Raw genomic sequence first — 24,320 nt, forward strand, 5'->3', positions numbered from 1 at the left:
ACTTATTTTACCGGCCAATCAGGGCGCGCGCGATGATGACGCGCATGATCTCGTTGGTGCCTTCGAGGATCTGGTGGACGCGCAGGTCACGCACCAGCTTCTCGATGCCGTAGTCATGCAGGTAGCCGTAGCCGCCAAGCAGCTGCAGCGCGCTGTCGGCGACGTTGAAGCCGGTGTCGGTGACGAAGCGCTTGGCCATCGCGGACCATTTGCCGGCATCCGGCGCCTTGCGGTCGAGTTTGGAGGCGGCGGCATAGAGGAAGATGCGCGCGGCCTGCAGTTCTGTCTCCATGTCGGCCAGCTTGAACTGCAAAGCCTGGAACTGGTTGATTTTCGAGCCGAAGGCCTTGCGCTCGGCCGTGTAGGACAGCGCCTTGTCGAGCGCCGACTGCGCGCCGCCCAGCGAACAGGCGGCGATGTTCAGCCGGCCGCCGTCGAGGCCGGCCATGGCGATGCCGAAGCCGGCGCCTTCACCCGACAGAAGGTTTTCGGCCGGCACCTTGCAATCCTCGAAGATGACCTGGCGCGTCGACTGCATGTGCCAGCCCATCTTGTGCTCGTTGGCGCCGAAGGAGAGGCCGGGCGCGTCTTTCGGCACGATGACGGTGGAAATGCCTTTCGGCCCGTCGGCACCGGTGCGCACCATGACGGCATAGAGGTCGCTGTCGCCGGCGCCGGAGATGAATTGCTTGGCGCCGTTGAGGATGTAGTCGCCGCCGCTCTTCACCGCGCGTGTCTTCAGGGCAGCCGCATCCGATCCCGAGCCCGGCTCGGTCAGGCAGTAGCTCGCCAGCCATTCCATCGAGGTCAGCTTGGGCAGGAAGCGCTGGCGCTGCTCCTCATTGCCGAAGCGGTCGATCATCGAGGCCACCATGTTGTGGATCGAGATGAAGGACGAAAAGGCCGGGTCGGCGTGCGACAGCGCCTCGAAGATCAGCACGGCATCGAGTCGGCCGAGCGCGGAGCCGCCGACATCATCCCTTATATAGATGCCGCCGAGGCCGAGCGGCCCGGTTTCGCGGATTACGTCGGCGGGGAAATGTTTCCTGCGGTCCCAGTCGAGCGCGTTCGGCGCGACGCGGTCGGCCGCGAAGGCCTGGGCCATCTCCTGGATGGCGCGCTGTTCCTCGTTGAGTTCGAACTGGCTGGTGCTCGCATCGACCGCGGCGTCCATGGCGTGCTCCCTATATGCTGGCCAGCTAGCCCGCTGGCCTGTCGTTTTTGGCTTTGCGCGCGCACCAATCTAGACCAATGATGCCGCCGCGCAACCCAACCGATCGCGGAGCGGCTGTGCATCAATGCATGTTCGGAGCCAGATGTGACGACAAAATTCGACGAACTGCTCGAACAGTTCCGCGCCTATCTCGCTTCGGTGGACGATGCCCTGGTGCGAGACGCCGTGGCCCGCATTGGCTGGGACATGCCGGCCCGCGCACCAGAGCCACATACGCTCGGCTGCCTGCGCCATCTCGATCGCGCCGCCGAACTGACGCCGCCGGATGCGAAGCCATTGGTGCAATTGCTGGCGCGGCAGCGTAACGATTTGCATTGGGGGCAGACCTACACGGAGGCTGATTTCGGCAAGGCCTTCATCGACAATTATGGCTGGCTGGAAATGTTCGGTACGCGTGGCTATTTCGCCAATGACGAAGTGGCCGCCGGCCTGCTGATCCTCGGACCCGATATCGTCTACCCCGACCACCATCATGTCGCCGAGGAGATTTATATTCCGCTGACCGGTGGCACAGAGTGGCGCATGGGCGAGGGCGGCTTTCGCAAGCGGGAGGCCGGCGAGGTCGTCCACCACGCTTCCAACGTCAACCACGCCATGCGGACGGGCAAGGAGCCGCTGCTGGCGCTCTACATCTGGCGCGGCGGGCCGCTGGCGCAGAAATCCACGATCACCGGAACCGCGACGCAGGGCCGGAACTGATGGCCAGGGCGATCATGCTGCAGGGCACGGGTTCGGATGTCGGTAAGACGGTGCTGGTTGCCGGCCTCTGTCGCGCCGCAAAAAAACGCGGCCTGAAGGTGCGGCCGTTCAAACCGCAGAACATGTCGAACAACGCCGCGGTCGCCGACATTCCCGGCGACAACAGGCATGGCGGCGGCGAGATCGGCCGTGCGCAATGGCTGCAAGCAATCGCTTGCGGCGTCGCGCCGTCCGTCCATATGAACCCGGTGCTGCTCAAGCCTCAGACCGATGTCGGCGCGCAAATCATCGTGCAGGGCAAGGTGTTCGGCGAGGCGAAGGCGCGCGACTACCAGGCGCTGAAGGGCCGACTGATGGACGCGGTGCTCGATTCCTGGGCGAAGGTCGGCGAGGACGCGGACCTTGTCATCGTCGAGGGTGCCGGCTCGCCGGCCGAAATCAATCTGAGGAGCCGCGACATCGCCAATATGGGCTTTGCCACGCGTGCCAATGTGCCGGTTGTGCTGGTCGGCGATATCGATCGCGGCGGTGTCATCGCCTCGGTCGCCGGTACCCATCTGATCCTGCCGGAAGAGGACCGACGCATGATCGTGGGTTACCTCATCAACAAATTCCGAGGCGATGTATCGCTGTTCGATGATGGCCTGAAGGCGATCGAGAAATTCACCGGATGGCGCTGTTTTGGAGTGGTGCCGTGGCTGAAGGCGGCGGCAAGGCTGCCCTCTGAGGATTCAGTGGTGCTGGAGCGGCTGGCGTCCGGCGAGGCGCGCGCGCTGAAGGTGGCGGTGCCGATGCTTGGCCGCATCGCCAATTTCGACGATCTTGATCCGCTCAAGGTCGAACCGCAGGTCGAAGTGGTGTTCGTGCCGCCTGGGAAGCCGCTGCCACAGGACGCGGGACTGGTGGTCATTCCCGGTTCCAAGTCGACGATCGGCGATCTTCTGAAATTCCGCGAGAATGGCTGGGATCGCGATTTGTTGGCGCACCGCAAGCGGGGCGGCCATATCATAGGCATTTGCGGCGGCTTTCAGATGCTTGGCCGTATGGTGCGCGATCCCGATGGTATCGAAGGCAGCATCACCGAGACCGAAGGGCTCGGCCTGCTCGATATCGAAACGGTGATGGAGCCGGAGAAGACCGTGCGCAATGTCAGCGCGCGATCCGTCCCGTTCGACCTGCCGCTCGAAGGTTATGAAATCCATCTCGGCCGCACCACCGGCCCTGACACCGCGCGGCCGTCGGCGATCATCAATGGCGTCGAGGACGGTGCGATCTCGGCCGACGGCAAAGTGATCGGCACCTATATGCACGGCCTGTTCGGCGCCGACGGCTTTCGAGGAAAATTTCTCGAAAGCCTGGGCATCAAGGGTGGCGGCATCGACTACCGGGCCGAGGTCGAGCGGGCGCTGGACGAGGTCGCGGCCGAGCTGGAAGCCCATCTCGACTGCGATGCGATTTTCGCCCTGGCGCGCTGAGGCGCGCCGATATTCAGGTGATGCCGGCCTGCAAACGCCGGTTTCCTGCGCTTCCGGTGCTCACGTACTTCAAGTACGCTCCGGTCCGGTTCTCGCAAGCCGTCATTTTCGGCTCGGCCTGACCTGAATCTCAGCACGCCTTAGGTTTGCTCAGGCCTTTTTCTCGCCGGCCTTCGGCCAATAGGTACCGAAGGACCAGACATTGCCTTCGAGGTCGCGGCAGATGAATTCGCGACTGCCATAGTCGCGGTCGGTCAGTTCCTGGATGATCGTGGCGCCGGCTCTCTTTGCCCTGGCGTAGGCGGCATCGGCATCGTCGACGGCGACATAGATCGACTTGCCGCCGCCGGAACCTGGTTCGCCGACCATCTTGCCGTAATCGTCGTCGCGCACGGTGCCCAGCATGATCATGGACGAGCCGAACACCAGTTCCGCATGGTGAACGACATCGCCTTCGCCATAGCGGGCTCGGACGCTGAAACCGAAGGCCTCGCACAGCCAGTCGATCATTTTCGCCGCATTTCTGTAGCGCAGGGCGGGGTAGAGGCGGGGTGGTTCGTTGCTGTCGGTCATATCGATCTCCTCGGTTGGATTGGTCGATGCCACTGTGGGCGAAGGCCGTTCCAGCGTCTTGAAGAAATGTTACCTGACCGAAAGCGCCGCCGGCGTCTCGCCTGCCAGGTCACGGAATTCGCGCACCAGATGCGCCTGGTCGGCATAGCCGCAATCGGCGGCAATGTCGGCCCAGTCAGCGGTTTGCTGCCGCGACAGGCCGAGCGCGCGGTTGAAGCGCACGATGCGCGACAGCGTCTTGGGGCCGATGCCGATGGCGTTGGAAAAGCTGCCAGCCAGATGTTTGCGGCTCCAGCCGAGTCCTTCGGCGAGCGACGCAATCCGTGTCCGGCCGCCCGATGTGACGATGCGGTCATAGGCCCACGCGATCTCCGGCGGCGTTTCGGCGGCGCTCGCAAGGCGGGCGGTGACGAAGGCTTCCGCGATATCGAAACGCGCCGTCCAGTCCGGCGCGTTGCCCAGGCGCTCGCGCAGCGCAAGGCCCTCGGTGCCCAGCACGTCGTCGAGCACGACCATGCTGTCGGTCAGTTCGCTCATCGGCAGGCGAAAGAAGCGGCGCGCGCCAAGCGGCGTGAAATTGATCTGGACGCAGCAGGCGGCGCCGAAGGATTCGATCATCACGGGTCCGGCGAAGAGGCCGGCGGCGAAGCTGGCGAAGCGATCATTGTCGTCAGGCGCCTTGCCAAGGCCGATGGCGAAGGGCTCTGCGAAGCTGATGACCAGCGGCACGGTCAGCGAGGCGTATTCGACATTGCAAAAATGGCCGGCAGCGGTTTCGCGGTAGCCGCAAATGTCGGTGACAACGCCCTCAAGCGCGGGATCGGGAAGACGCCGGCGCATCTCGAAGCGCCCAGATATGGAGCGGTCCTGTTCTGTTCGGCGCTGCATCTCGATCGGCATTGGCCATCCTTCCGCCCGGCCAATCCAACATCATTCGAACAGTGGCTGTCTATCAAACGCCGATCATGACACGCAGCGGGTTGGCCGGGTCGGCCAGCAGTTTCGCCGCCAGTGCCACACACACGATCACCAGCAGCGGCTTGATCAATCTGGCGCCGATGCGCATGGCGAGGCTGGCGCCGAGGCGGGCGCCCAGGAACTGGGCAACGCCCATCATCAGGCCGATCTTCCAGGAGATGACGCCGACGGCGGCGAAGACGATGAAGCCGCCGATGTTGGAGGCGAAGTTGAGCAGCTTGGTATGCGCCGTCGCCTTGAGCACGCCGTAGCCGGCAAGGGCGACGAAGGCCAGCATATAGAAGGAACCGGCGCCCGGCCCGAACAGGCCATCATAAAAGCCGATAGCCGGCACAAGGGTCAGTCCGAACAGGAAGGGCGACAGGCGCTCGGCCCGGTCGACGTCGTTCATGTTGGGTTTGAGCGCGAAGTAGAGCGCAATGGCGATCAGCACCAGGGGCAGCAGGGCGCGCAACAGGTCGCCGGGTACGATCGTGGCCAGCAAGGCGCCGACGGCACTCCCGGCAAGCGCCAGCAGGGCCGATGGCAATTGCCGGCGCAGGTCGACATGGCCCTTGGAGGCATAGTGGATCGTCGCCGACCCCGAGCCGAACATGCCTTGCAGCTTGTTGGTTCCAAGCGCCTCGACTGGTGAAAAACCGGCAAGCAGCAGTGCCGGGATGGTAATCAGCCCGCCACCGCCGGCAATCGAATCGACAAAGCCCGCGGCAAAAGCGGCGAAAGCGAGCATGGCGACGGTCTGCAGGCCGAGGTCGATCATTGAGATGAGGAAGCATCACTTCGCTGAGATATCAGGCCTTCGACCACGACCACCCCGTTTGCGCAAGGCCGATTCCGCGCTAACTCTAGTGGAGAGAATCGGAAAGGGGCGGCCCATGGCCTTCGCATTGCTGAACCAGATACGTTCGATCTTCGACGGCGATCCTGGCGTGCGCAAGGTCGCGGACGATCCGGTGCTGTCGGCGGAACTGCTGATGTTGTTTCGCATGATCCTGGCCGACGGCACGGTCAGCGAGAGCGAGATGGTTGCTTTCCGGCGCATCTGCAAGGAAGCCTTCGGCATTCCTGAGACCAGCATCGACGCCGTCATCGAATATCTCAATGAGTTCGGCTACGAGACCAACGGCTCGCAGGCGATCGCGCTGTTTCGCGATCTCGACATCGAACGCCGCAAGCAATTGGCCCGCCACATGGCCGAGATCGCCAAGGCGGATTCGCAACTGGCCGAGACCGAGGTGCGCCTGCTGCGCCGCACGCTCGACCTGCTCGACATCAGCCCGGTCGATGTGGTGAAGCCGGAAGAGTAAGGCCAGAGCCAAGCTTGAACGCTGTTCGGCTGGGTCCCCGCTGCTTCGCCGCGGTCCGCTCACCCCTGTTCCTGCATTCTCCTGGCGATTGCCCGATGCAAATCCGGAGCCGCCGCAACCAGTGACTTGGCGGCCTCGGACTGCGGACGATCCAGAACCTCGCTCGTCTTGCCGCGCTCGATGATCTTGCCCTCATGCATGACCAGCACCTCGTCGGTGATGGCGCGAGCGACGGTCAGATCATGGGTGATGAAGAGGTAGGCGATGCCAAGCTTCTGGTTGAGCTCGGCGAACAGATCCAGGATCTGTGCACGGATCGACACATCGAGCGCGGAGACCGGTTCGTCGGCGACGACCAGCTTGGGGCGAGTGATGATGGCGCGGGCGATCGACAGGCGCTGGCGCTGGCCGCCGGAAAGCTCGTGCGGATACTTGTCAATGTCCTGCTGGCCAAGGCCGACCTCGTGCAGCGCATGGGCCACCATTTCACGGCGCTCGGCGCGCGTCGGTTTCCTGTCCAGCACATGCAAGGGTTCGGCGACGAGTCTTTCGACCTTCTGGCGCGGGTCGAAGGAACCATAGGGATCCTGGAAGACAACCTGCATGTCGCGCCTTGCCGGTTTCAGCTCGGCTTCGCTCTTGCCGGTGATGGTGTCGCCGCGAAACCGGATCGTGCCCGAACTCGGCCGGTCCAGCGCCAGGATCATGCGCGCGAGTGTCGACTTGCCGCAGCCGGAGCGGCCGACCAGCGCCACCGACTGGCCGGGCGCCATCGACAGGGAGACATCGTCGACGGCACGGATATCAGGCGCGCGCCGGAACAGCGAAGTGCGCCGGCCGGGATAGTCGCGGGTCACGCCTTCAACCTGAAGCAAGGGTTGGCCCGGCCCGGCGCCGCGTGGCCTGGCGCGTGCCGGTACATGCATCGAGGCTTGCGCCAACTGGCGCGTATAGGAATGAAGCTGTTCCGACAGCGTGCGCGCGGTGTCGCCGGCCTCCATCACCTCGCCGCGGCGAAGGATGGTGATGCGATCCGCCATCTCGGTCACCACGGCGAGGTCGTGCGAGATCAGCAGCAGACCCATGCGGCTCTCCGCGACGAGGTCGCGCAGGAGATCGAGGATCTGCGCCTGCAGCACGACATCGAGCGCCGTCGTCGGCTCGTCGGCGATCAGCAGCTTCGGTTTCAGCGCGCAGGCGATGGCGATGACAACGCGCTGGCGCTGGCCGCCGGAGAGTTCGTGCGGATAGCGCGACAGCGGGAATTTCGCCGAGGGAAGGCCGACACGGTCCAGCATCTTTCGCGCCCGCTCCTCGGCCTCGGCGCGCGTCGCTTTGGTGTGCCAGCGTATGCCTTCGGCCACCTGTTCGCCGATGGTCTTGACCGGATTGAGGGCAGTCATCGGCTCCTGAAAGACCATGCCGATGTCGTCACCGCGCAGCGCGCACATCTGGTCCTCGGTCGCCGCAAGGACATCGATGCCGTCGAATGTGACGCGCCCGCCGGCGCGTGCGGCGTGCGGCAGAAGCCGCATCACGGTCAGCGCTGTCATCGATTTGCCGGAGCCGGATTCGCCGACCAGTCCCATGACCTCGCCAGGCGAGACGGAAAGCTCCATGTCCTTCAGGATTTGCGTATCGCCGATGGTCAGCGACAGATTGTCGATCTCAAGCAGGCTCATCGCTGCCGCCGCGATTTGGGGTCGAGGATGTCGGCGATGCCGTCGCCCAGAAGATTCAGGCCAAGCACGGTGATGACGATCGCCATGCCGGGAAAGATCGCCATCCATGGCGCCACCACCATGCGCGTCTGCGCATCGAACAGCATGCGGCCCCAACTCGGCATTGGCGGCTGCGCGCCGAGGCCGAGATAGGAAAGCCCAGCTTCGGCCAGGATGCCCAGCGCGAACTGGATGGTGCCTTGCACCAGGAGCAGCGTGGCGATGTTTGGCAGGACATGTTCGACAGTGATCTGCGTGCTGCTCTTGCCGGCGGCGCGCGCGGCAAGGATGAATTCGCGCGGCCAGATCGCCAGTGCGCCAGCGCGGGCGACGCGGGCAAAGACCGGAATGTTGAAGATGCCGATGGCAATGATGGCGTTGATGGCGCCCGGCCCGAAGGTGGCGGTGATCATGATGGCCGAGAGCAGCGCGGGGAAGGCGAAGACGAGATCGTTGACGCGCATCAGCGCTTCGTCGACGAGGCCGCCGCGGGCCGCGGCAAAGGCGCCGAGCGGCACGCCGACACCCATGCCGATGCCGACCGCGACCAGCGCCACGGCAATCGAATTGCGCGCCCCGACCATGATCATCGACAGGATGTCGCGGCCGAAATGGTCGGTGCCGAACCAGTGCGCCAGCGAGGAGCCTTGGGTCTTGTCCGCTATGACCAGCTTCGTCACATCGTACGGCGTCCAGACATAGGAGACGATGGCCATCGCCAGGATCAGCGCGGTGATGATGAAACCGGTAATGAAAGCGGTGTTCCTGAATGCCTTGGCCAGGATGCCGCTGAAAGTATCCTCGGGGATTTCGATGTGCAGCGTCATTGCCGGGTCCTCAGGCGGGGATCGACCACCGCATAGGAAAGGTCGACGACGAGGTTGACCGCAATGACGGCGGCGACCAGCAACATGACCACGCTTTCGACGACGATCAGGTCGCGCTGGGTGATCGCCTGGAACACCAGCCGGCCGAGGCCGGGCAGGTAGAAAACATTCTCGATGATGATGGTGCCGGCGAGCAGGAAGGCGAATTGCAGGCCAAGGATGGTCAGCACCGGGATCATGGCGTTACGCAGCGCGTGCCGCCACAACACGGCGCGGTAGGGCAGGCCCTTGGCGCGGGCGGTGCGGATATAGTCCTCGTTCAGCACCTCGATCAGCGCCGAGCGGGTGACACGCGCCAGGATGGCGGCCTGCGGCAAAGCAAGCGCCACCGCCGGTAACAGCAGCGATTTCAGCGCCGGCCAGGCGCCGGCGGCCCAGCCTGGAAAACCGCCGGCCGGGACCAGGTGCAGCCAGACGGCGAAGACATAGATCAGCATCAGTGCGAACCAGAAATTGGGCACGGCCACGCCAAGCTGCGCCGCGCCCATCGCCACCATGTCGCCGACCCGTCCACGCCGGCTGGCGGAAAACAGCCCGATCGGAATGGCGATGATGGTGGAGAGCGCCAGCGCGATCAGCGCCAGCGGCAGTGATACGGCAAGCCGTTCACGCACGAGATCGATAACCGGCACCGAATAGGTGTAGGAGCGGCCGAAATCGAGGCTGAGCAGACCGCTGGCCCAGTGCAGGTAACGCCAGGCAAGCGGTGCGTCGAGACCCATCTGGTTGCGCAACAGCTCCACCTGGTCGGCGCTGGCGTTCATGCCCAGCATCAGCCGCGCCGGATCGCCGGGGAGGACTTCCAGCACGGCGAACACCACGATGGAAGCCAGCACCAGCGTGGCGATGGCTATTGCGAGGCGCTTGAGAAGGTAGGCGGTCATGGGAGGTGGGGAACCGCAACTTCGTCATCCTGGGGCGAAGCAGGAGCGAAGCGACGTCGCGAAGACCCCAGGATCCATGCCGTGACAGAAGTCGAAGAGCGCGGCGGTCCAAAACCAGCGTTGCCTCTTTCTGTCTCCAACTCACGTTCCCCCAGGTTCTGCGTCGCAGCATCGCTCATAAGTCACGGAATGGATCCTAGGGTCTACGCAGTTCGCTGCGCTATCTGCTCCGCCTTAGGATGACGAACCGTTGTGAGAGCCTCACTCGCTCCACTTCACCTTTGTCAGGTCGTTCGCAGGGATCGGCGCGTTTTCCCACCACCCTTGCAGCTTGGCGTCCCAGACCCCGACCTTGGGCAGTTCGTAGAGGAAGCCGACTACGGCATCGTCGGCAAGGATCTTTTGCGCTTCGGCATACAGTTCCTTGCGCTTGGCCTCGTCCGAGGTCAGATCCAGATCGGCGATGATCTTGTTGAAGGTCGGGTTGTCGTAATTGAAGTAGTAGTCCTTGCGCGAATAGATACCGATGTCGTTCGGCTCGGTATGGGAGACGATGGTCAGGTCGTAGTCTTTCTTGGTGAATACCTGATCCAGCCACTGCGCCCATTCGACCGGAATGATCTCGAGATTGATACCGACCTCGCGAAGTTCCGAAGCGATGATCTCGCCGCCGAGCCGCGCATAGGAGGGTGGCGGCAGTTTCAATGTGGCCTTGAAGCCGTTCTCCAGCCCGGCCTCCTTCAAGAGTTCCTTGGCCTTGTTGACATTGTGCGGATAGAGACCGGTGAGGTCGACATAATATTTGTTGGCCGGCGACATATGCGAGCCGATCGGCAGGCCGAGCCCGGCCGAGGCGCCGTCGATGATCGCCTTGCGGTCAAGCGCGTAGGAGATCGCCTGCCTCACCTGCAGCTTGTCGAAGGGTGGCTTCTTGTTGTTGATCGACAGGATGGTCTCGCCTTCGGTCGCGCCGACCACGATTTTGAAGCGCGGATCATCCTTGACCTGAGAAACGCTGTCGGGATCGAAGAAGGGGAAAGCCTGTATGTCGCCGGAAAGCAACGCCGGCACCGCGGCGGCGGCATCGGGAACGATGCGGAATTCGGCCTTTTCGAGGAAAACAGGGGCGCCCCAGTAATGGTCCGATTTCACCAGGGTGATCGATGAACCCTTGGCCCAGCTCTCGAACTTGAAGGGGCCGGTGCCGATCGGCTTTTCCTTGTTGGTGTCGGCGGATTTCGGCGAAACGATCACCGCGTCGCCCCAGCCCATATTGTAGAGGAACGAGCCCTGCGGGTGGGCGAGCGTGACCTTCACGGTGGCGGGATCGACCACTTCGACCTTGTCGATGGCTGCAAAGAGCTGCTTCTGCGCGTTGATGGAGTTTTCCGCGCGGGCACGGTCGAGCGAAAACTTCACGTCATCGGCACTGAAATCGGTGCCGTCGTGGAATTTCACGCCGGTATGCAGCTTGAAAATATAGACCTTGCCGTCGTCTGAAACGGTCCAGCTCTCGGCCAGATCCGGCAGAACTTCGCTGTTCGGGCCGATGCGGGTAAGGCCCTCGAAGACGTTGGCGTATGTGACCTCCCTGATGGCCGCGGCCGCTCCTGCCGTGGGATCGAGATGCGGGGGCTCAAGCGGAATGCCGATGACCAGATCGGTCCGGGCGGCAAACGCCGACGTGGCGGTTGCGAACGCCAGCACGGCAGTGGCCAGAAGGGTCTTCCACAGTTTCATCGCTGAACTCCCCATGTGCTCAGATGCTCAAGCCGGCGGATAGAAGCGTGATTTCGCGCGGGAGTAAATTGCGTTTCGTGCTGTCGCGTCACGCGAAGTGAAATGTTTTTGCGCCGCGGGCTGGTCATGCAGCCGTGCCGCGCAGCAGCACGTTGAGGCCGATCGCCATTACCTTGGCCGATTCCACCATGTCCGATATGCCGACCCACTCGTCCGGCCGGTGTGCCAGGTCGAGAATGCCCGGCCCATAGGCGATGCAGTCGTGGATGTGGCCGATCCGCGCAACGTGCTTCTGGTCGTAGGTGCCGGGCGAGATGACGTAATCGGGCTCGCGGTCGAAGATCGCATGAATGCCTTGCGCCACCGCCTTGACCACCGGCGCGTCGCGCTCGGTCATCAGCGGCAACACTTCCATCAGGTCGCGGATCTCGTAATCGAACTTTTTGCGTTCGCGCTTCAGCCGGTCGAGAATATCTGTCACTTCGCCCTTGACCGTGGCGAGATCCTCCTCGAGCAGGAAGCGGCGGTCGATGGTCAGCCGGCAAGAATCGGGCACGTTGGGCGAGGGCAGGCCGGGCCGGAAGTCCTCGGTCTGGCCGCCATGGATGGAATTGATGTTCATGGTCGAGCGCCTGGCGCCTTCGGGCACCACGGGCATGCGCGTCATCTTGCGGTCGAGTGCCGGGAACAGTTCGTCCTCGAAGGCCCGCAGCACGGCGCCCATATGGCGTACCGCATTGTCGCCGAGGAAGGGCATCGAGCCGTGGGCGATCTCACCCTTGGTCTCGATCTCCGCCCACCAGACGCCGCGATGGCCAAGGCAGATGCGATCCTTGTTCAACGGCTCGGGGATGATGACGTGGTCGACCCTGGGTTTCGAGAAATAACCGAGCCTGGCCAGATGGGCGACGCCGCCGAAACCGCCGGACTCCTCGTCGACCGTGCCCGATATTTCGATGGCGCCGGGAAAATCGGGGAAGACTTCCATGAAGGCTTCGACGGCGATGATGGAGGCGGCCAGGCCGCCCTTCATGTCGCAGGCGCCGCGGCCGTAGACCTTGCCGTCCCTGACGATGCCGGCAAAGGGATCGACGGTCCAGCCATCGCCGGCCTCGACCACGTCGATATGCGAATTGAAGTGGACGCAGGCGCCGGGTGATCTTCCGTCGAAACGGGCCACGACATTGACGCGCGGGTAGCGATCGGTGTCGCCAGGCGTGCCTTCGGCGCGGATGAACTCGGTTTCGAAGCCGCGCTTCTTCAGCCGCGCGCCGATATATTCGGCGCAAGGCCGGTAGGCTTCGCCCGGTGGATTGATGGTCGGAAAACGGATCAGGTCGCCGGTCAGCGCCACCATCTCGTCGCGCCTGATGTCGATTGCCTTGAGGAGTCGCTCGTTCATGCCGTGAGTTGAGCAGCGATCCCCGTGGTTTTGCAAGCCCCTCGATCAAGCCGTGCGGCGTGGCGTTGCGGCAACTATTGCGGGAAATCGTTCAAATTCGCTGCTTTGGATTGGCGAATTGGTCAAGGAGTACGTGCTATCTGTTCACCGCCATTAAAAAAGTGAAAACAACGTGATGGCGGGCAGGCAAGGGGCAATCAAAGGGGTTTGATCGCATGAAAAAGTTCTTTCTTGTGGCAGCGATGCTGGCAACCGCGCTGTTTGGTACATCGATCGCAAGTCAGGCGGCCATGCTGGTGGCGAATATCAACGTGTCGTCGCAGACAATGACCGTCCGGTATGGCTCGGCGGTTTACCGGTGGGCCGTATCCACCGCCCGTCCGGGCTATTTCACGCCGCGCGGCACTTACCGGCCGCAGCGGACCGCGCGGATGTGGTATTCGCGAAAATACGACATGTCGCCGATGCCTTATTCCGTGTTCTTCCGCGGTGGCTACGCCATCCATGGAACGGGCGCCGTCAGGCAACTCGGCCGTCCGGCTTCGCATGGCTGCGTGCGGCTGCACACGGCCAATGCCGCGACCTTCTATGCGATGGTGCGGGAAGTGGGCCTCGGCAACACACGCATTGTCGTCAGCAACTAATGTCGTCCAGATCGGCTTCGTCGGCCGGCGTAGAACTTGCATTCTCGCCGGCGGCAGGCTCAAGCGGTTGAGACGGGAGCCGGCTTGGGCCGCCGTTTGCGCCGCCAGTTGCTGATCTCCCACCGCTTGTGGAACCACATCCACTGGCCGGGGTCCTCGCGCACCCAGCGCTCGACCACGTCGTTCAGCATCTGGGTGGTGGCGTGGACGTCGACGCTGCCGTCGGCCGTGCGCGGCAAGACCAGCTTGTCCTCGATCTCGAGGCGGAAGCGATTGCCGGGCAGCCTGACACAGCGCGCCGGATAGACATCGCAATCGTAGTGGCGGGCAAGGGTGCCGAGCACGCGATTGCTCTGACAGGGACGGCCGAAGAAGGTCGTCTCCAGGCCGTTGGAGAATTTCTGGTCGACGAGAACGCCAATGTTGCCGCCGTTTTCCAGCACCCCGGCCAAGGCAAACGAGGCGCCGGCCATCGACGGCAGCAGCGATCCCATGGTCGAGCGGCGCGTCGAAAGGATATAGTCGGCGAGGTAGGGGTTGTTGGGCGGGCGAAACAGCGCCGTGATGTTCATGCCGAAGGTGGCCGCGGCCACCGGCAGCAGCTCGAAATTGCCGAGATGGCCGGTGAAGACGATATGCGGCTGCTTTTCGGCCGCGATCTCGATGAAGTGCTCAATGCCCCTGACCTCGATGCGGCCGGGCTTGCTGGCGGCCGGGTCATAGTCGAACAGGGCGTCAAGGAAAATGTATTCGGCGGCAAGCCGGGCCATGTTGCCCCACATGTCGGAAGCGATGGCCTGGATTTCGCCCTCGCTCTTTTCCGGATAGGCCTTGCGCAAATTGTCGATGGCGACCTGGTGACGCCCAACCCTTGGACCAATGAGGCGTGCGACGCGGTCGGCGAAATTCAGCGCACTGTCGACCGGCAGCAGGCGCAGCATCGACATGATGATCATCGCGGCGCGTGCAACCAGCCAGTAATTCACCTGGCGCAGCTGCCGGCCATAGCGGAACTTCAGGTCGCGGCGAAGCTTCTTGAGCACGGAGATCAGGACCTAGGCGACGCGCAGGATGATCTTGCCGAAGACGTCGCGGCCTTCCATGCGCTTCAGCGCCGCATCGATATCGTCGAAGCCGACCTCGGTATCGATGACCGGCGCGACCTGTCCGGCCGCCATCTTCTGCATGGCGTTGGCCATGTTCTCCATGCGGCAGCCGAACGATCCCAGAAGTTTCAGCTGCTGCTGGAACAGCTGCATCAGGTTGATCTGCGTCGACACGCCTGATGTCGAGCCGCAGGTCACCAGGCGGCCACCCCGTTTCAGGCACAGCATCGAGCCGGCAAAGGTATCGGCGCCGACATGTTCGAACACCACGTCGACGCCCTTCTTCTTCGTCAGCTTGCGCACGACGCCTTCGAAACGGTCGTCGCGGTAGTTGATGACATGGTCGGCGCCAAGCGCCTTGGCCTTTTCGATCTTGTCGTTCGACCCGACCGTGGTGATGATCGTGCAGCCCATGCGTTTGGCCAGCTGGATCGCGGCCGAGCCGATGCCGGAGCCGCCGGCATGGATGAGGATGGTCTCGCCGGGCTGAAGTTTCGCATTGTCGAACAGCATGTGCTCGACCGTGCCAAAGGTGACGGGAGCCACCGCGGCGCCGACGTCGCTCACGCCAGGCGGCGCTGGGACCAACAGGCGTGCCGGCAGGTTGATCTTCTCCTGCGCGAAGCCGTCGAGGTGGAAGCCGTGGACACCGGAAACATGTTCGCACAGATTGTCGCGGCCCTCGCGGCACGCACGGCAAAGGCCGCAGGTGCGGGCGCCGTAGATCGACACCAATTGTCCGGGCAGCAGGCTGGAGACGCCGGGGCCGACCGCCTCGACCTCGCCCGAGGCTTCCGCGCCGACGACCAGCGGCAATTTGCGCTTGGCGAAGGCCATGCCGCGCCAGCCCCAGACGTCGATATGGTTCAGCGCCACCGCCCTGATGCGCAGCGTGACTTCTCCGAGTGCGGGGGGCGGGGGAGGCGGCAGGTCCACCGTTTCAAGACGGCGGTCCTCGATAAGTTGCAATGCGCGCATTGGGCCTGTCGGTTCAGTGGGACTGAAAAAGGTCGCTTAGACCGGTTCCCGCGCCATGACAAGGCAAGTGTTCTGGCCGCCGAAGCCGAAGGAGTTCGACAGAACGCTGCGAACCTCGGCATTGCGCTTCTTGTTCGGTACCACGTCGAGCACGATCGCGGGGTCAGGATTGTCGTAATTGATGGTCGGCGGAATGACACCTTCGCGCATGGTCATCAGCGAGAACGCGGCCTCGACGGCGCCCGCCGCCGAAAGCGTGTGGCCGATCATCGACTTGTTGGACGAGATCGGCATCGAGCCGATCCGCTCGCCGAAAACGGTCGACAGCGACAGATGCTCCATCTTGTCGTTTTCCGGTGTCGAGGTGCCGTGGGCGTTGACGTAGTCGATCTCGTCTTCGCCCAAGCCGGCATCGGCAAGGGCGGCGCGAACGGCCGCGATCGCCGGCGAGCCGTCCGGCTTGGAGCGGGTGCGGTGGAAATCGTCCGCCTTTTCGCCGCAGCCGCGCAGGATGCCGAGAACGGCGGCTCCGCGGGCGAGCGCTGCTTCAAGCGATTCCAGCACGAGCGCTCCGGAGCCCTCGGCCAGCACGAAGCCGTCGCGGTCCTTGGAAAATGGCTTGGAGGCTTTTTCCGGAATGTCGTTGTGGGTCGACAGCGCCGACAGTAGCGAAAAGCGGATCAACGCCTCGGCGGTTGCCGAACCGTCGGCGCCGATGGACAGGGCCCGGTCGCATTCGCCGCGGCGGATCGCCTCGACCCCGAGCTGGATGGCGGTCGCGCCGGAGGCGCAAGCGGTCGACAGCGTGATCGGCAGCCCGCGCGTGCCGAACCGGTCGGCGAGCCGGTCGGCGATCGAGCCGAACTGGGTGGTCTCGAAAATGTCGAGTTCCTTCAGGCCGCGCGCCACCCGCAGCAGCCTTTCGGCGCCGGCGTCGTCCTTGTCGGAATTGTAGAGCGAGAAGCGTTCGTGCCAGTCGAGCTCGACCGGCGGCGAGGCGAGGAACAGCGGCCCGCCGAAATCGCCGGAATTCAGCCCAGCTTCGCCCACGGCTTCCTGCGCGGCGGTCTCGGCCAATTCATAGGTGAGGGGGCTGGCGCCCTTCGAACTCGACGGCAGGAAATCGACCATGCCGGAGATTCGAGTGTTGAGGTGGTCGATCGGAAAGCGGGTGATCGGGTGGATACCCGACTTGCCCGACGTCAGCGCCGCCCAATTATCGGTCTTGCCGACGCCAAGCGAGGTCACCACGCCGATGCCGGTGACGGCGACGATCGGCCTGCCCATGTGATCTCTGAGATTGGCCATGCGGAAGCCCTCAACCTTTTATCATTACAGCATCGCCGAAAGAATGCCGCCTTACGCAGCGTTGACCAGCGCCATGCCCTCGAATTGGTGATAGCCGATCGCCGTTGCAAGGACGGTTCCGGGAACGCCTTGAAACGGCTTCTCGGTGGCGGCATCAAAGACGGGGTAGGCGGCCTTGCGGTCGACGGCCAATGCGGCCAGCGCGACGGCGAACGGAAACTGCGCTTCCTTCATGTGCCCGGTCAGCGTTGAGAAACCGCGCGCGGCGATTGCAGGATTGGCATCGAGCGCGGCTTTCTCGGCGGTGGTTGCCGCATGCGCGCCGGACGCCCCCGACATGGCGAGCAACTCGCCGTTCGGCAGCGCCGCCTGGGCGAGCAGTGCGTTGATCTCGGCGCCGAGCTCTCCGCGCGACCGCCTGGCGCGGCCGGAAACGACCGGTCCGAGCTCGGCATAGATCTTGCGCCCCCGGCTCATCGCGTGTTCGCGCTGCTCCAGCACCAGGAAGGCACCGCCGGAGCCAGACACCACGCCGCCGCCATCGGCCCCTTGCCTTTGCCAGACAGGCTTCCACGGGCCGCGATGCAGGTAGCCGGCCAATTCGTAGCCGAGCAACATGTCGGAATGCTCGGTCTGGAAAGCGCCGCCGACCAGGATGTGTGTCGACTGGCCGGAGCGGATGCGCGCGGCGGCCGTCTCGACGGCAGCGACGCCGGCGCCTTCCTCGCCCATGAAGGTTCTGGACGAGCCGGTCACCTTGTGGACGATGGAGATGTTGCCTGCGAGCAGGTTGGAAAGCTGGGCCAGGAACAGGGTAGGCCGCAATTCCGTGGTCAGCTTCTCATTGAGCAGGACGTCGCGGTCATTGCGGCTTTCCGAGGCGGCAAGAATGGCGGCATCGACCGCCTCGTCGCGCTCGCCGCCGCCAGCGGCGACAACCATGTCCATGGTGGCGCAGAGGTCATCATTGCCCTTGATGCCGGCATCGTCGAGCGCAAGCCCGGCGGCATAGGTGCCGAGCCGCTGCCAGGTTTCCATCTGCCGCTGGTCGCCGCGCTTGGCGATCTGGAGGTTCCAGTCGATCTCCGGCAGCGGATGGATGGTGTAGGGCGCAAAGCGCGCCGCTTCGAGCATCGGCTGCAGGCCTGGTTGCGCGAGCTTCTGCCAATGGGCTTCCGGGCCTTCTCCCAATGAGGAGACAAGGCCGATTCCAGTGATGACGACGTCGCGGGGGCTGCTCATGAGCGGCTTTGTGGGTCAGGCGGCGGAGCGCGTCAAGGTCGCGCGCTCAACTGACGTCAGGCGGTCTTGGCGGCAACCAGTGCGTCGATCTTGGCGCACAGGTTCTTCATGACGAAGTAATCGTCGGTGGAAGCCTTGCCGTCATTGACTTCCTGGGTCCACTTTTCCAGCGGCACCTTGATGCCGAATTCCTTGTCGATGGCGAAGACGATGTCGAGGAAGTCGAGGCTGTCGATACCGAGATCGTCGATCGTGTGGCTTTCGGGCGTGATGGTGTCGATATCGATCTCGCTGGTGTCGGCAATGATCTTGGCGACTTTGTCGAACGTGGTGGACAAGGGCTTTTCCTTCTTTGCGGGCGGAATCTGTCCGCAGCTTGTTTGGGCGCTGTCTAATCGGTTTTTCCCGGCAGGAAAAGGCCTGATGAGCCGGGCACGGATGGGAAGCATGCCCAAGAAACGCAAGAAGGCCCGCCGGTCAAGCGGCAGTTCCGCCGGTTGACGTCCCGGCAGCTGCCGGCGATGGCAAACGGCCGCCGTCTTGCCGGTCCTCGGGCCGGTCCTCAGAAAGTGACGCGGCCGAGCACGCGCAGGCCGTCGCCCTGCGGCTCGACGACCACGGCCTCGCCCTCGCGCGGCGAGACACCAGTCAGCGCGATGATGTTTTCCAGGTGGGTAACCATGACCAGATTGTCGGAACCGGAATAGGCGCGGATTTCCTTCAGGATGCCGGCGATCTGCGCTGCGTTCTGCGCATCGTCGCCCTTCAAGAGGTCGAGCGGCGCGAACAGCTTCGGCTCGGCCTCGAAGGCGATGCGCGCTGTGTCGAGGCAGCGGCAGTAGCGGCTGGAGAGCACACGCTCGACGGGCGCCGCGCGGGCGGCGAACAGGGCGCCTATCCTGCTCGCCTGCTGCTTGCCGCGCGCCGACAGGTTGACCTGGGTGCCGCAGTTGTCGATGTCGAAATTGGCGGGGTCACTGGTGCCGGTGACCATGGCGTGGCGAAGCAGAACCACATGGCCGCCGTCACGCAGCAGCGCCCACCCGGCATCCGTTGCGTGGGCCGCCACAGGCACAACAAGCAGGAACAACGCCAAGGCCAATCGGATCATCGTCACCTTCCAGGAGCCCGGCATCGGCCTCCGACGATTCGCATATAGGCATTGGAAGGCAGACACAAAGACAAGCCAAGAACCGGCCGCGTTCCGAGCCTCACTTTTTAGCGAGTTGCTTCTTCACCAGATCGATCTTCTGGTCGGCAGGATGACAAACCATACGTTGCGTTTCCAGAAGAGTTCGCCGGCTTTCAGATATTCCGGTGTCATCGCTGGGGCGGCTACGGTGGATATTGCCACGATTGCGCCGTGGGCGTGGCTCGCCTATCCCTGAAAAAGATGTCTCCGCTCACAGAAACCGTCCTCTTCGTCTTCAGCCTTGTCGCGCTCGGCTATCTCGCCGGGTTCACAGGCTATCTCAGACCGTCAAGTGGCGAAGGCATATCCGATTTCGCGGTTTCGGTGGCGATGCCGATGCTTCTCTTCCAGACCATGGTGAAGGCGGATTTCCACGGCGTGGCGCCCTGGCCGCTGTGGGGTGCCTACTTCACGGCGGCGGCGATCACCTGGACCGCCGGCCATGTCGTCATCACGCGGATATTCGGACGGGATGCCCGCGCCGGCGTCGTCGGAGGCGTCTCGTCCGCCTTTTCCAACATCGTGCTGCTCGGCGCTCCCTTCATCCTCGGCATATTCGGCCCGAACGGCTTCGAAGTGCTGTCGTTGCTGGTTTCCGTGCACCTGCCGATCATGATGATGGCGTCGATCGTGCTGTTCGAGATATTCGGCCGCGGCAGTGGCGAACATGTGCATCCGCTGCGGATACTGCACAGTTTCCTGAAACGGCTGTTCATCAACCCGCTGATCATCGGCATTCTCCTGGGGCTGGCATGGCGGCTCGGCGGCGTGCCGCTGCCAGCCCTCGTGATGCGGCTGGTCGAGGCCTTGGCAAACACCGCCGGGCCGGTGGCGCTGTTTGCCATGGGGCTCAGCCTGCGCCGCTTCGGCATATCGGGCAATGTGCGGCCGGCACTGGCGCTTTCGGCGCTGAAACTGTTCCTGATGCCGGCGCTGGTTCTGGGCTTCGTCTGGCTGCTCGGCCTGCCGCCCTTGACGGCCAAGGTGGCCGTCGTGGTGGCGGCACTGCCGTCCGGCATCAATTCCTACCTTATCGCCGTGCAGTTCAACACCGGCCAGGCGCTGGCATCGAACCAGATGACAATCGCCACCGCTTTTGCCGCCGTTACCACGGCCTTCTGGCTGACGATTGTTTTGCGTGTCTTTGGGTAGGTGTGTCGATGTGCCCTTGAGCGGAGCAGGATTGCTCTCGTTATGGGCTGGCCCAACCCCTATATGCCATCTTGCGATTGCTTGCGGGGCTTGCCCTAGGTAAAGAGCAGTGGCTCCGGCGTGCCGGCTCTTTCGGATCATGGCGCACGCTTCACGCAGAATTCACAGACCGGCCCCTCAGCGCGCCGAACGGAGGATAGACCATGCTTCAGAAAACCAGCCATTTCATGCGGCAGGCCAATCTCATCAACGGCGAATGGGTGGCGGCCGACAGCGGCCAGACGATCGACGTCACCAACCCCGCCACCGGCCTCAAGATCGGCACGGTGCCGAAGTCGGGCAAGGCCGAGACCCGCCGCGCCATCGAAGCCGCCGACGAGGCTTTCAAGACCTGGCGCAAGACGACCGCGCTCGAGCGTTCCAAGCTGCTGCGCAAGCTGCATGACGCGATGATGGACAATCAGGACGTGCTGGCCGAGCTCTTGACCATCGAGCAGGGCAAGTCGCTGTTCGAATCGAAGGGCGAGATCGGTTCGGCCGCTGCCTACATCCTGTGGTTTGCCGAAGAAGGCCGCCGGGCCTATGGCGACATCGTGCCGTCGCCATGGGCGGACCGCCGCATCCTGGTGACGAAGGAACCGGTCGGCGTCATCGCCGCCATCACGCCGTGGAATTTCCCGTCCTCGATGCTGGCCCGCAAGCTCGGTCCGGTCCTGGCCGCCGGCTGCACCGCCGTCGTCAAGCCAGCCTCGCAGACGCCGTATTCGGGTCTCGCCTGGGGCGCGCTCGTCGAGGAAGTCGGCTTTCCCAAGGGCGTCGTCAACATCCTGACCGGCTCCGCCGGCGAGATCGGCGATGAGATCTGCGCCAATCCGCTGGTCAAGAAGATCACCTTCACCGGATCGACAGAGGTCGGCAAGATCCTCATCCAGAAGTCGTCGACCACTGTCAAGAAGGTGTCGATGGAGCTTGGCGGCAACGCGCCGTTCATCGTCTTCGACGATGCCGACATCGACCGTGCCGTCACGGGTGCCATTACTGCCAAGTACCGCAACTCCGGCCAGACCTGCGTCTGCACCAACCGCTTCCTAGTCCAGGCGGGTATTTACAACAAGTTCGTCGAGAAGCTGGCCACGGCCAGCAACGAATTGAAGGTCGGTTCCGGCCTCGAAGAGGGCGTGCAGCAGGGACCGCTGATCGACGAGAAGGCGGTCGAGAAGGTCGAGGAATTCATCGCCGACGCCACCGCCAAGGGCGGCAAGGTCGTTGCCGGCGGCAAGCGCCATGCGCTTGGCGGTTCGTTCTTCCAGCCGACGGTGATCGCCGACGCCACGCCCAAGATGCGCTTCATGAAAGAAGAGATTTTTGGCCCGATCGCACCGGTGTTCAAATTCGAGACCGAGGAAGAGGCGGTCGCGCTCGCCAACGACACCGAGTTTGGCCTTGCCTGCTATTTCTACACCGGCGATCTCGGCCGCGCTTTCCGGGTCATGGAAGGCCTGAAATACGGCATGGTCGGCGTCAACGAAGGTCTCATCACCACGCCGGAGGCGCCGTTCGGCGGCGTCAAGGAATCGGGCCTCGGCAAGGAAGGCGGACACCAGGGTATCGAGGATTACCTCGATACCAAATATGTCTGCATCGGCGGCCTTGGACTCTGATAGACCACTTCCGGGATGGGAAGGCCAACAGCCTTCCCATCCCTCATGGAAGACCAGCCGAACTCCTCTGGATCAACTGGTGTTTTGCGGGCATGGCGATGAAGGACGGCGAGGTTTTCGGCACGACGCAGGCAGGCGAGCCGGTGCGCCGCTTCACGATCAGGGGCGGCGGCCTCACCGCCAATATCATCGGATTTGGCGCCATCGTCCAGGATTTGCGCCTGACCGGACACGATGCACCGCTGGTGCTCGGCTACGGCAATCTGGAAGCCTATGAGACCGATGCCGCCTTCTTCGGCGCGGTGGTCGGCCGCTATGCCAATCGCCTCGGCGATGGCCGCTTCACAATTGGCGGCAACCGCTACCAGACGGAACGCAACTTCCTCGGCAAGCATACGCTGCATGGTGGCTCGCAGGGCTATTCGCATCGGCCATGGGCGGTTGCGCTGCATGGCAGGGACTTCGTAACGCTGACGCTGCATGATCCGGATGGTGCAATGGGTTTTCCCGGTGCGCTCGACGTCACCTGCACCTACCGGCTGAAGATTCCCGGCACGCTCAGCGTCGAACTGACGGCGACCTGCGAGGAGCCGACGCTGTGCAATCTCACCCAGCACTCCTATTTCAACCTGGATGATGGTGGTGCCAGCGACATTCTCGACCACCGAATGATGCTCAATGCCGGCGCCTATCTGCCTGTCGACGGCGACATGATCCCGACCGGCGTGGTCAAGCCGGTTGACGGCACGCCCTATGATTTCCGTCAGGCACGGCCGCTGCGCATGGAAACCGAGGGCGAGCAGCTTCCCTACGACCGGAATTTCTGCCTCGCCTCGACGCGCGGGCCGCTGAAGCAGGCGTCATGGACGCAAGGGGCGAGTTCAGGTGTCGAGATGGAGGTCTGGACCACGGAGCCCGGTATTCAGCTCTACACTGGTCAGTACGTGACGCCGCGCACCGGGCTGGAGGGGCGCGGCTACAAGCCTTTCTGCGGCTTCTGCCTGGAGCCGCAGATATGGCCTGATGCACCGAACCGACCGTATTTCCCGCAGGCGACGCTGTGGCCCGGGGCGATCTACCATCATGTGACGGAATACCGTTTCCGCCTGCCTTAAGCCTCTGAGAATCAGGCCGGACCTCAGCCGGCGAACGCCGCCCGCAGCGTCTCGAACGGTGCCAGCGCGCCGCGGACCTGCACCACGGCGGCGGCGACGCGATGGGCCCGGCGAGCGGCTTCTTGCGGTTCATAGCCGGCAAGGCGAGCCGCGAGATAGCCGCCATTGAAAGAATCGCCGGCGCCGGTCGTGTCCGTGGGGGCTGCGACATGGATCGCGGGCACGTCCTGCAACATTGTGTTTTCGGCAACCAACGCCGGCTGCTCGCCATTCTTGACGACGACCTCGCCGACCTGTCGCCCGAGCCGTTCGGCGGTTGCCCGTGGCGTCGCATCATCAAACAGCATCTGCTCGTCGGGGAAGGTCGGCAGCGCGATGTCGGTGACATCAAGCGCTTCGACGATCGCCGCCTGCGCGTCCTGGCGGTTGCCCCAGAGGCGTGGCCGGTAATTTGGATCGAAGGCGATCAGCGAGCCAGCCGCCCGCGCCTTGGCTACGGCCGACAGCAGCGTTTTGCGCGCGGCCCCGTCCAGAATTGCCAGAGTGATTCCGCTGAAGTAGACAAGCGCCTGATTTTTCAGATTTTTCGACAGTGCCTCGGGGTCCGAGGCGAGCTCCCGGGCGGCGGCGTCGCCGCGCCAGTAGGTGAAGGAGCGCTCCGCGCCGGTCAGCGTGATCGCATAGAGGCCGGGGCGCGCGCCCGGTATCACCGGGCTGGTGCCGATGCCGATGCCGTTTTCGGCGAAGAAGCCGATCTGGCCCTGCGAGAAGGGATCGTCGCCGAAGGCCGAGACATAGGTTGCCGGCCGGTCTTCACTCAACGCATGCAGCGCCCATAGCGTGTTGAACGTGTCGCCGGCGAAGCCCATGCGCCAGTTGGGGCCGGTCTGCCCCGACAGTTCGAGCATGCATTCGCCGATCGAGGCGACGCCGTTTCCCGCCATCTGCAATCCTCCAGTGATCTTGGGTGCTGTAGCTTTTTGCCGGCGACAGCGCCATGCTTGGCAAGCAGGCTTTTTTCC

23 protein-coding genes are annotated in these 24,320 nt (G+C 63.7%); 7 read left to right on the forward strand and 16 right to left on the reverse strand.

Annotated elements, in window-relative coordinates; genetic code table 11:
- Nucleotides 1-7: 7 nt before the first annotated feature.
- Entirely contained in the window at nucleotides 8-1,174 is a 1,167-nt protein-coding gene (locus FJ930_RS25290; protein WP_141840557.1) for an isobutyryl-CoA dehydrogenase, read from the reverse strand.
- Nucleotides 1,175-1,318: 144 nt separating this feature from the next.
- On the opposite strand from FJ930_RS25290, the gene FJ930_RS25295 reads away from it, so the two are divergent.
- Together FJ930_RS25295 and FJ930_RS25300 are read left to right on the forward strand one after the other, a co-directional pair.
- Nucleotides 1,319-1,933, forward strand: coding sequence for a dimethylsulfonioproprionate lyase family protein (locus tag FJ930_RS25295; RefSeq protein WP_141840558.1), 615 nt, complete (start codon nucleotides 1,319-1,321; stop codon nucleotides 1,931-1,933).
- Nucleotides 1,933-3,408 (forward strand): cobyric acid synthase, encoded by a 1,476-nt coding sequence (locus FJ930_RS25300; protein ID WP_141840559.1) that lies wholly within the window; start codon nucleotides 1,933-1,935, stop codon nucleotides 3,406-3,408. The genes FJ930_RS25295 and FJ930_RS25300 overlap by 1 nt, the downstream gene beginning before the upstream one ends.
- Before the next feature lie 150 nt (nucleotides 3,409-3,558).
- Here the strand turns inward: FJ930_RS25300 and FJ930_RS25305 are convergent, their stop codons facing one another.
- The 3 genes from FJ930_RS25305 to FJ930_RS25315 all read right to left on the reverse strand — a co-directional run bounded on the left by FJ930_RS25305 (nucleotide 3,559) and on the right by FJ930_RS25315 (nucleotide 5,719).
- The gene (locus FJ930_RS25305) at nucleotides 3,559-3,981 is read right to left on the reverse strand and encodes a VOC family protein (protein WP_141840560.1); all 423 of its coding nucleotides are present in this window, start codon (nucleotides 3,979-3,981) and stop codon (nucleotides 3,559-3,561) included.
- 69 nt (nucleotides 3,982-4,050) lie between these two features.
- Nucleotides 4,051-4,881: an AraC family transcriptional regulator gene (locus FJ930_RS25310; RefSeq protein ID WP_141840561.1), complete on the reverse strand. Its 831-nt coding sequence runs from the start codon at nucleotides 4,879-4,881 to the stop codon at nucleotides 4,051-4,053.
- 52 nt (nucleotides 4,882-4,933) lie between these two features.
- On the reverse strand, nucleotides 4,934-5,719 hold the full coding sequence (locus tag FJ930_RS25315; protein ID WP_141840562.1) for a TSUP family transporter: 786 nt from the start codon (nucleotides 5,717-5,719) through the stop codon (nucleotides 4,934-4,936).
- A gap of 115 nt (nucleotides 5,720-5,834) precedes the next feature.
- Between FJ930_RS25315 and FJ930_RS25320 the strand changes: the two genes are divergently transcribed.
- On the forward strand, nucleotides 5,835-6,266 hold the full coding sequence (locus tag FJ930_RS25320) for a TerB family tellurite resistance protein (RefSeq protein WP_140740943.1): 432 nt from the start codon (nucleotides 5,835-5,837) through the stop codon (nucleotides 6,264-6,266).
- A gap of 59 nt (nucleotides 6,267-6,325) precedes the next feature.
- Here the strand turns inward: FJ930_RS25320 and FJ930_RS25325 are convergent, their stop codons facing one another.
- The 5 genes from FJ930_RS25325 to FJ930_RS25345 all read right to left on the reverse strand — a co-directional run bounded on the left by FJ930_RS25325 (nucleotide 6,326) and on the right by FJ930_RS25345 (nucleotide 12,900).
- Nucleotides 6,326-7,948 (reverse strand): dipeptide ABC transporter ATP-binding protein, encoded by a 1,623-nt coding sequence (locus FJ930_RS25325; protein ID WP_141840563.1) that lies wholly within the window; start codon nucleotides 7,946-7,948, stop codon nucleotides 6,326-6,328.
- Nucleotides 7,945-8,814: an ABC transporter permease gene (locus FJ930_RS25330; RefSeq protein ID WP_141840564.1), complete on the reverse strand. Its 870-nt coding sequence runs from the start codon at nucleotides 8,812-8,814 to the stop codon at nucleotides 7,945-7,947. The genes FJ930_RS25325 and FJ930_RS25330 overlap by 4 nt, the downstream gene beginning before the upstream one ends.
- Nucleotides 8,811-9,758, reverse strand: coding sequence for an ABC transporter permease (locus FJ930_RS25335; protein ID WP_140740949.1), 948 nt, complete (start codon nucleotides 9,756-9,758; stop codon nucleotides 8,811-8,813). The genes FJ930_RS25330 and FJ930_RS25335 overlap by 4 nt, the downstream gene beginning before the upstream one ends.
- A 261-nt stretch (nucleotides 9,759-10,019) precedes the next feature.
- Nucleotides 10,020-11,498, reverse strand: a complete 1,479-nt coding sequence (locus FJ930_RS25340; RefSeq protein ID WP_140740951.1) for an ABC transporter substrate-binding protein — start codon at nucleotides 11,496-11,498, stop codon at nucleotides 10,020-10,022.
- Between the two features lie 124 nt (nucleotides 11,499-11,622).
- A complete protein-coding gene (locus FJ930_RS25345) occupies nucleotides 11,623-12,900 on the reverse strand; it encodes an acetylornithine deacetylase/succinyl-diaminopimelate desuccinylase family protein (protein WP_141840565.1) in 1,278 nt (425 codons plus the stop codon).
- A gap of 215 nt (nucleotides 12,901-13,115) precedes the next feature.
- On the opposite strand from FJ930_RS25345, the gene FJ930_RS25350 reads away from it, so the two are divergent.
- The gene (locus FJ930_RS25350; protein WP_141840566.1) at nucleotides 13,116-13,544 is read left to right on the forward strand and encodes a L,D-transpeptidase; all 429 of its coding nucleotides are present in this window, start codon (nucleotides 13,116-13,118) and stop codon (nucleotides 13,542-13,544) included.
- A gap of 59 nt (nucleotides 13,545-13,603) precedes the next feature.
- On the opposite strand, the gene FJ930_RS25355 is transcribed toward FJ930_RS25350, so the two are convergent.
- The 6 genes from FJ930_RS25355 to FJ930_RS25380 form a co-directional block, all read right to left on the reverse strand.
- On the reverse strand, nucleotides 13,604-14,587 hold the full coding sequence (locus tag FJ930_RS25355) for a lipid A biosynthesis lauroyl acyltransferase (RefSeq protein WP_181176311.1): 984 nt from the start codon (nucleotides 14,585-14,587) through the stop codon (nucleotides 13,604-13,606).
- A 12-nt stretch (nucleotides 14,588-14,599) separates the two neighbouring features.
- Nucleotides 14,600-15,628, reverse strand: coding sequence for a zinc-binding dehydrogenase (locus tag FJ930_RS25360; protein WP_141840567.1), 1,029 nt, complete (start codon nucleotides 15,626-15,628; stop codon nucleotides 14,600-14,602).
- A 36-nt stretch (nucleotides 15,629-15,664) separates the two neighbouring features.
- Nucleotides 15,665-16,936: a beta-ketoacyl-ACP synthase gene (locus FJ930_RS25365; RefSeq protein WP_141840568.1), complete on the reverse strand. Its 1,272-nt coding sequence runs from the start codon at nucleotides 16,934-16,936 to the stop codon at nucleotides 15,665-15,667.
- Nucleotides 16,937-16,987: 51 nt separating this feature from the next.
- Nucleotides 16,988-18,178 carry a beta-ketoacyl-ACP synthase gene (locus FJ930_RS25370; protein ID WP_141840569.1) on the reverse strand — a complete coding sequence of 397 codons (1,191 nt, stop codon included), beginning with the start codon at nucleotides 18,176-18,178 and terminating at the stop codon, nucleotides 16,988-16,990.
- A 56-nt stretch (nucleotides 18,179-18,234) separates the two neighbouring features.
- Complete coding sequence (locus FJ930_RS25375) at nucleotides 18,235-18,516, reverse strand: acyl carrier protein (RefSeq protein WP_010909964.1); 282 nt, start codon at nucleotides 18,514-18,516, stop codon at nucleotides 18,235-18,237.
- 224 nt (nucleotides 18,517-18,740) lie between these two features.
- Nucleotides 18,741-19,289 (reverse strand): histidine phosphatase family protein, encoded by a 549-nt coding sequence (locus FJ930_RS25380; RefSeq protein WP_141840570.1) that lies wholly within the window; start codon nucleotides 19,287-19,289, stop codon nucleotides 18,741-18,743.
- A gap of 282 nt (nucleotides 19,290-19,571) precedes the next feature.
- Here FJ930_RS25380 and FJ930_RS25385 point away from each other — a divergent pair, with 282 nt between their 5' ends.
- The 3 genes from FJ930_RS25385 to FJ930_RS25395 all read left to right on the forward strand — a co-directional run bounded on the left by FJ930_RS25385 (nucleotide 19,572) and on the right by FJ930_RS25395 (nucleotide 23,298).
- Nucleotides 19,572-20,522, forward strand: a complete 951-nt coding sequence (locus tag FJ930_RS25385) for an AEC family transporter (RefSeq protein ID WP_141840571.1) — start codon at nucleotides 19,572-19,574, stop codon at nucleotides 20,520-20,522.
- 203 nt (nucleotides 20,523-20,725) lie between these two features.
- The gene (locus tag FJ930_RS25390; RefSeq protein ID WP_141840572.1) at nucleotides 20,726-22,183 is read left to right on the forward strand and encodes an NAD-dependent succinate-semialdehyde dehydrogenase; all 1,458 of its coding nucleotides are present in this window, start codon (nucleotides 20,726-20,728) and stop codon (nucleotides 22,181-22,183) included.
- Nucleotides 22,184-22,275: 92 nt separating this feature from the next.
- Nucleotides 22,276-23,298: an aldose epimerase family protein gene (locus FJ930_RS25395; protein ID WP_141840573.1), complete on the forward strand. Its 1,023-nt coding sequence runs from the start codon at nucleotides 22,276-22,278 to the stop codon at nucleotides 23,296-23,298.
- Nucleotides 23,299-23,321: 23 nt separating this feature from the next.
- Here the strand turns inward: FJ930_RS25395 and FJ930_RS25400 are convergent, their stop codons facing one another.
- The gene (locus tag FJ930_RS25400) at nucleotides 23,322-24,242 is read right to left on the reverse strand and encodes a sugar kinase (RefSeq protein WP_141840574.1); all 921 of its coding nucleotides are present in this window, start codon (nucleotides 24,240-24,242) and stop codon (nucleotides 23,322-23,324) included.
- Nucleotides 24,243-24,320: the final 78 nt, after the last annotated feature.

Origin of the sequence: Mesorhizobium sp. B2-4-15, assembly GCF_006658505.1 — a bacterium.
In the GTDB taxonomy this organism is placed as follows: Bacteria; Pseudomonadota; Alphaproteobacteria; order Rhizobiales; family Rhizobiaceae; genus Mesorhizobium.

Bases quoted from the DNA above. Each gene is read 5' to 3' on its own strand.
- FJ930_RS25290 (WP_141840557.1), bottom strand. From the start codon at position 1,174: ATGGACGCCGCGGTCGATGCGAGCACCAGCCAGTTCGAACTCAACGAG.
- FJ930_RS25300 (WP_141840559.1), top strand. From the start codon at position 1,933: ATGGCCAGGGCGATCATGCTGCAGGGCACGGGTTCGGATGTCGGTAAG.
- FJ930_RS25305 (WP_141840560.1), bottom strand. From the start codon at position 3,981: ATGACCGACAGCAACGAACCACCCCGCCTCTACCCCGCCCTGCGCTAC.
- FJ930_RS25310 (WP_141840561.1), bottom strand. From the start codon at position 4,881: ATGCCGATCGAGATGCAGCGCCGAACAGAACAGGACCGCTCCATATCT.
- FJ930_RS25315 (WP_141840562.1), bottom strand. From the start codon at position 5,719: ATGATCGACCTCGGCCTGCAGACCGTCGCCATGCTCGCTTTCGCCGCT.
- FJ930_RS25320 (WP_140740943.1), top strand. From the start codon at position 5,835: ATGGCCTTCGCATTGCTGAACCAGATACGTTCGATCTTCGACGGCGAT.
- FJ930_RS25325 (WP_141840563.1), bottom strand. From the start codon at position 7,948: ATGAGCCTGCTTGAGATCGACAATCTGTCGCTGACCATCGGCGATACG.
- FJ930_RS25330 (WP_141840564.1), bottom strand. From the start codon at position 8,814: ATGACGCTGCACATCGAAATCCCCGAGGATACTTTCAGCGGCATCCTG.
- FJ930_RS25335 (WP_140740949.1), bottom strand. From the start codon at position 9,758: ATGACCGCCTACCTTCTCAAGCGCCTCGCAATAGCCATCGCCACGCTG.
- FJ930_RS25340 (WP_140740951.1), bottom strand. From the start codon at position 11,498: ATGAAACTGTGGAAGACCCTTCTGGCCACTGCCGTGCTGGCGTTCGCA.
- FJ930_RS25345 (WP_141840565.1), bottom strand. From the start codon at position 12,900: ATGAACGAGCGACTCCTCAAGGCAATCGACATCAGGCGCGACGAGATG.
- FJ930_RS25350 (WP_141840566.1), top strand. From the start codon at position 13,116: ATGAAAAAGTTCTTTCTTGTGGCAGCGATGCTGGCAACCGCGCTGTTT.
- FJ930_RS25360 (WP_141840567.1), bottom strand. From the start codon at position 15,628: ATGCGCGCATTGCAACTTATCGAGGACCGCCGTCTTGAAACGGTGGAC.
- FJ930_RS25365 (WP_141840568.1), bottom strand. From the start codon at position 16,936: ATGGCCAATCTCAGAGATCACATGGGCAGGCCGATCGTCGCCGTCACC.
- FJ930_RS25370 (WP_141840569.1), bottom strand. From the start codon at position 18,178: ATGAGCAGCCCCCGCGACGTCGTCATCACTGGAATCGGCCTTGTCTCC.
- FJ930_RS25380 (WP_141840570.1), bottom strand. From the start codon at position 19,289: ATGATCCGATTGGCCTTGGCGTTGTTCCTGCTTGTTGTGCCTGTGGCG.
- FJ930_RS25385 (WP_141840571.1), top strand. From the start codon at position 19,572: ATGTCTCCGCTCACAGAAACCGTCCTCTTCGTCTTCAGCCTTGTCGCG.
- FJ930_RS25390 (WP_141840572.1), top strand. From the start codon at position 20,726: ATGCTTCAGAAAACCAGCCATTTCATGCGGCAGGCCAATCTCATCAAC.
- FJ930_RS25395 (WP_141840573.1), top strand. From the start codon at position 22,276: ATGGCGATGAAGGACGGCGAGGTTTTCGGCACGACGCAGGCAGGCGAG.
- FJ930_RS25400 (WP_141840574.1), bottom strand. From the start codon at position 24,242: ATGGCGGGAAACGGCGTCGCCTCGATCGGCGAATGCATGCTCGAACTG.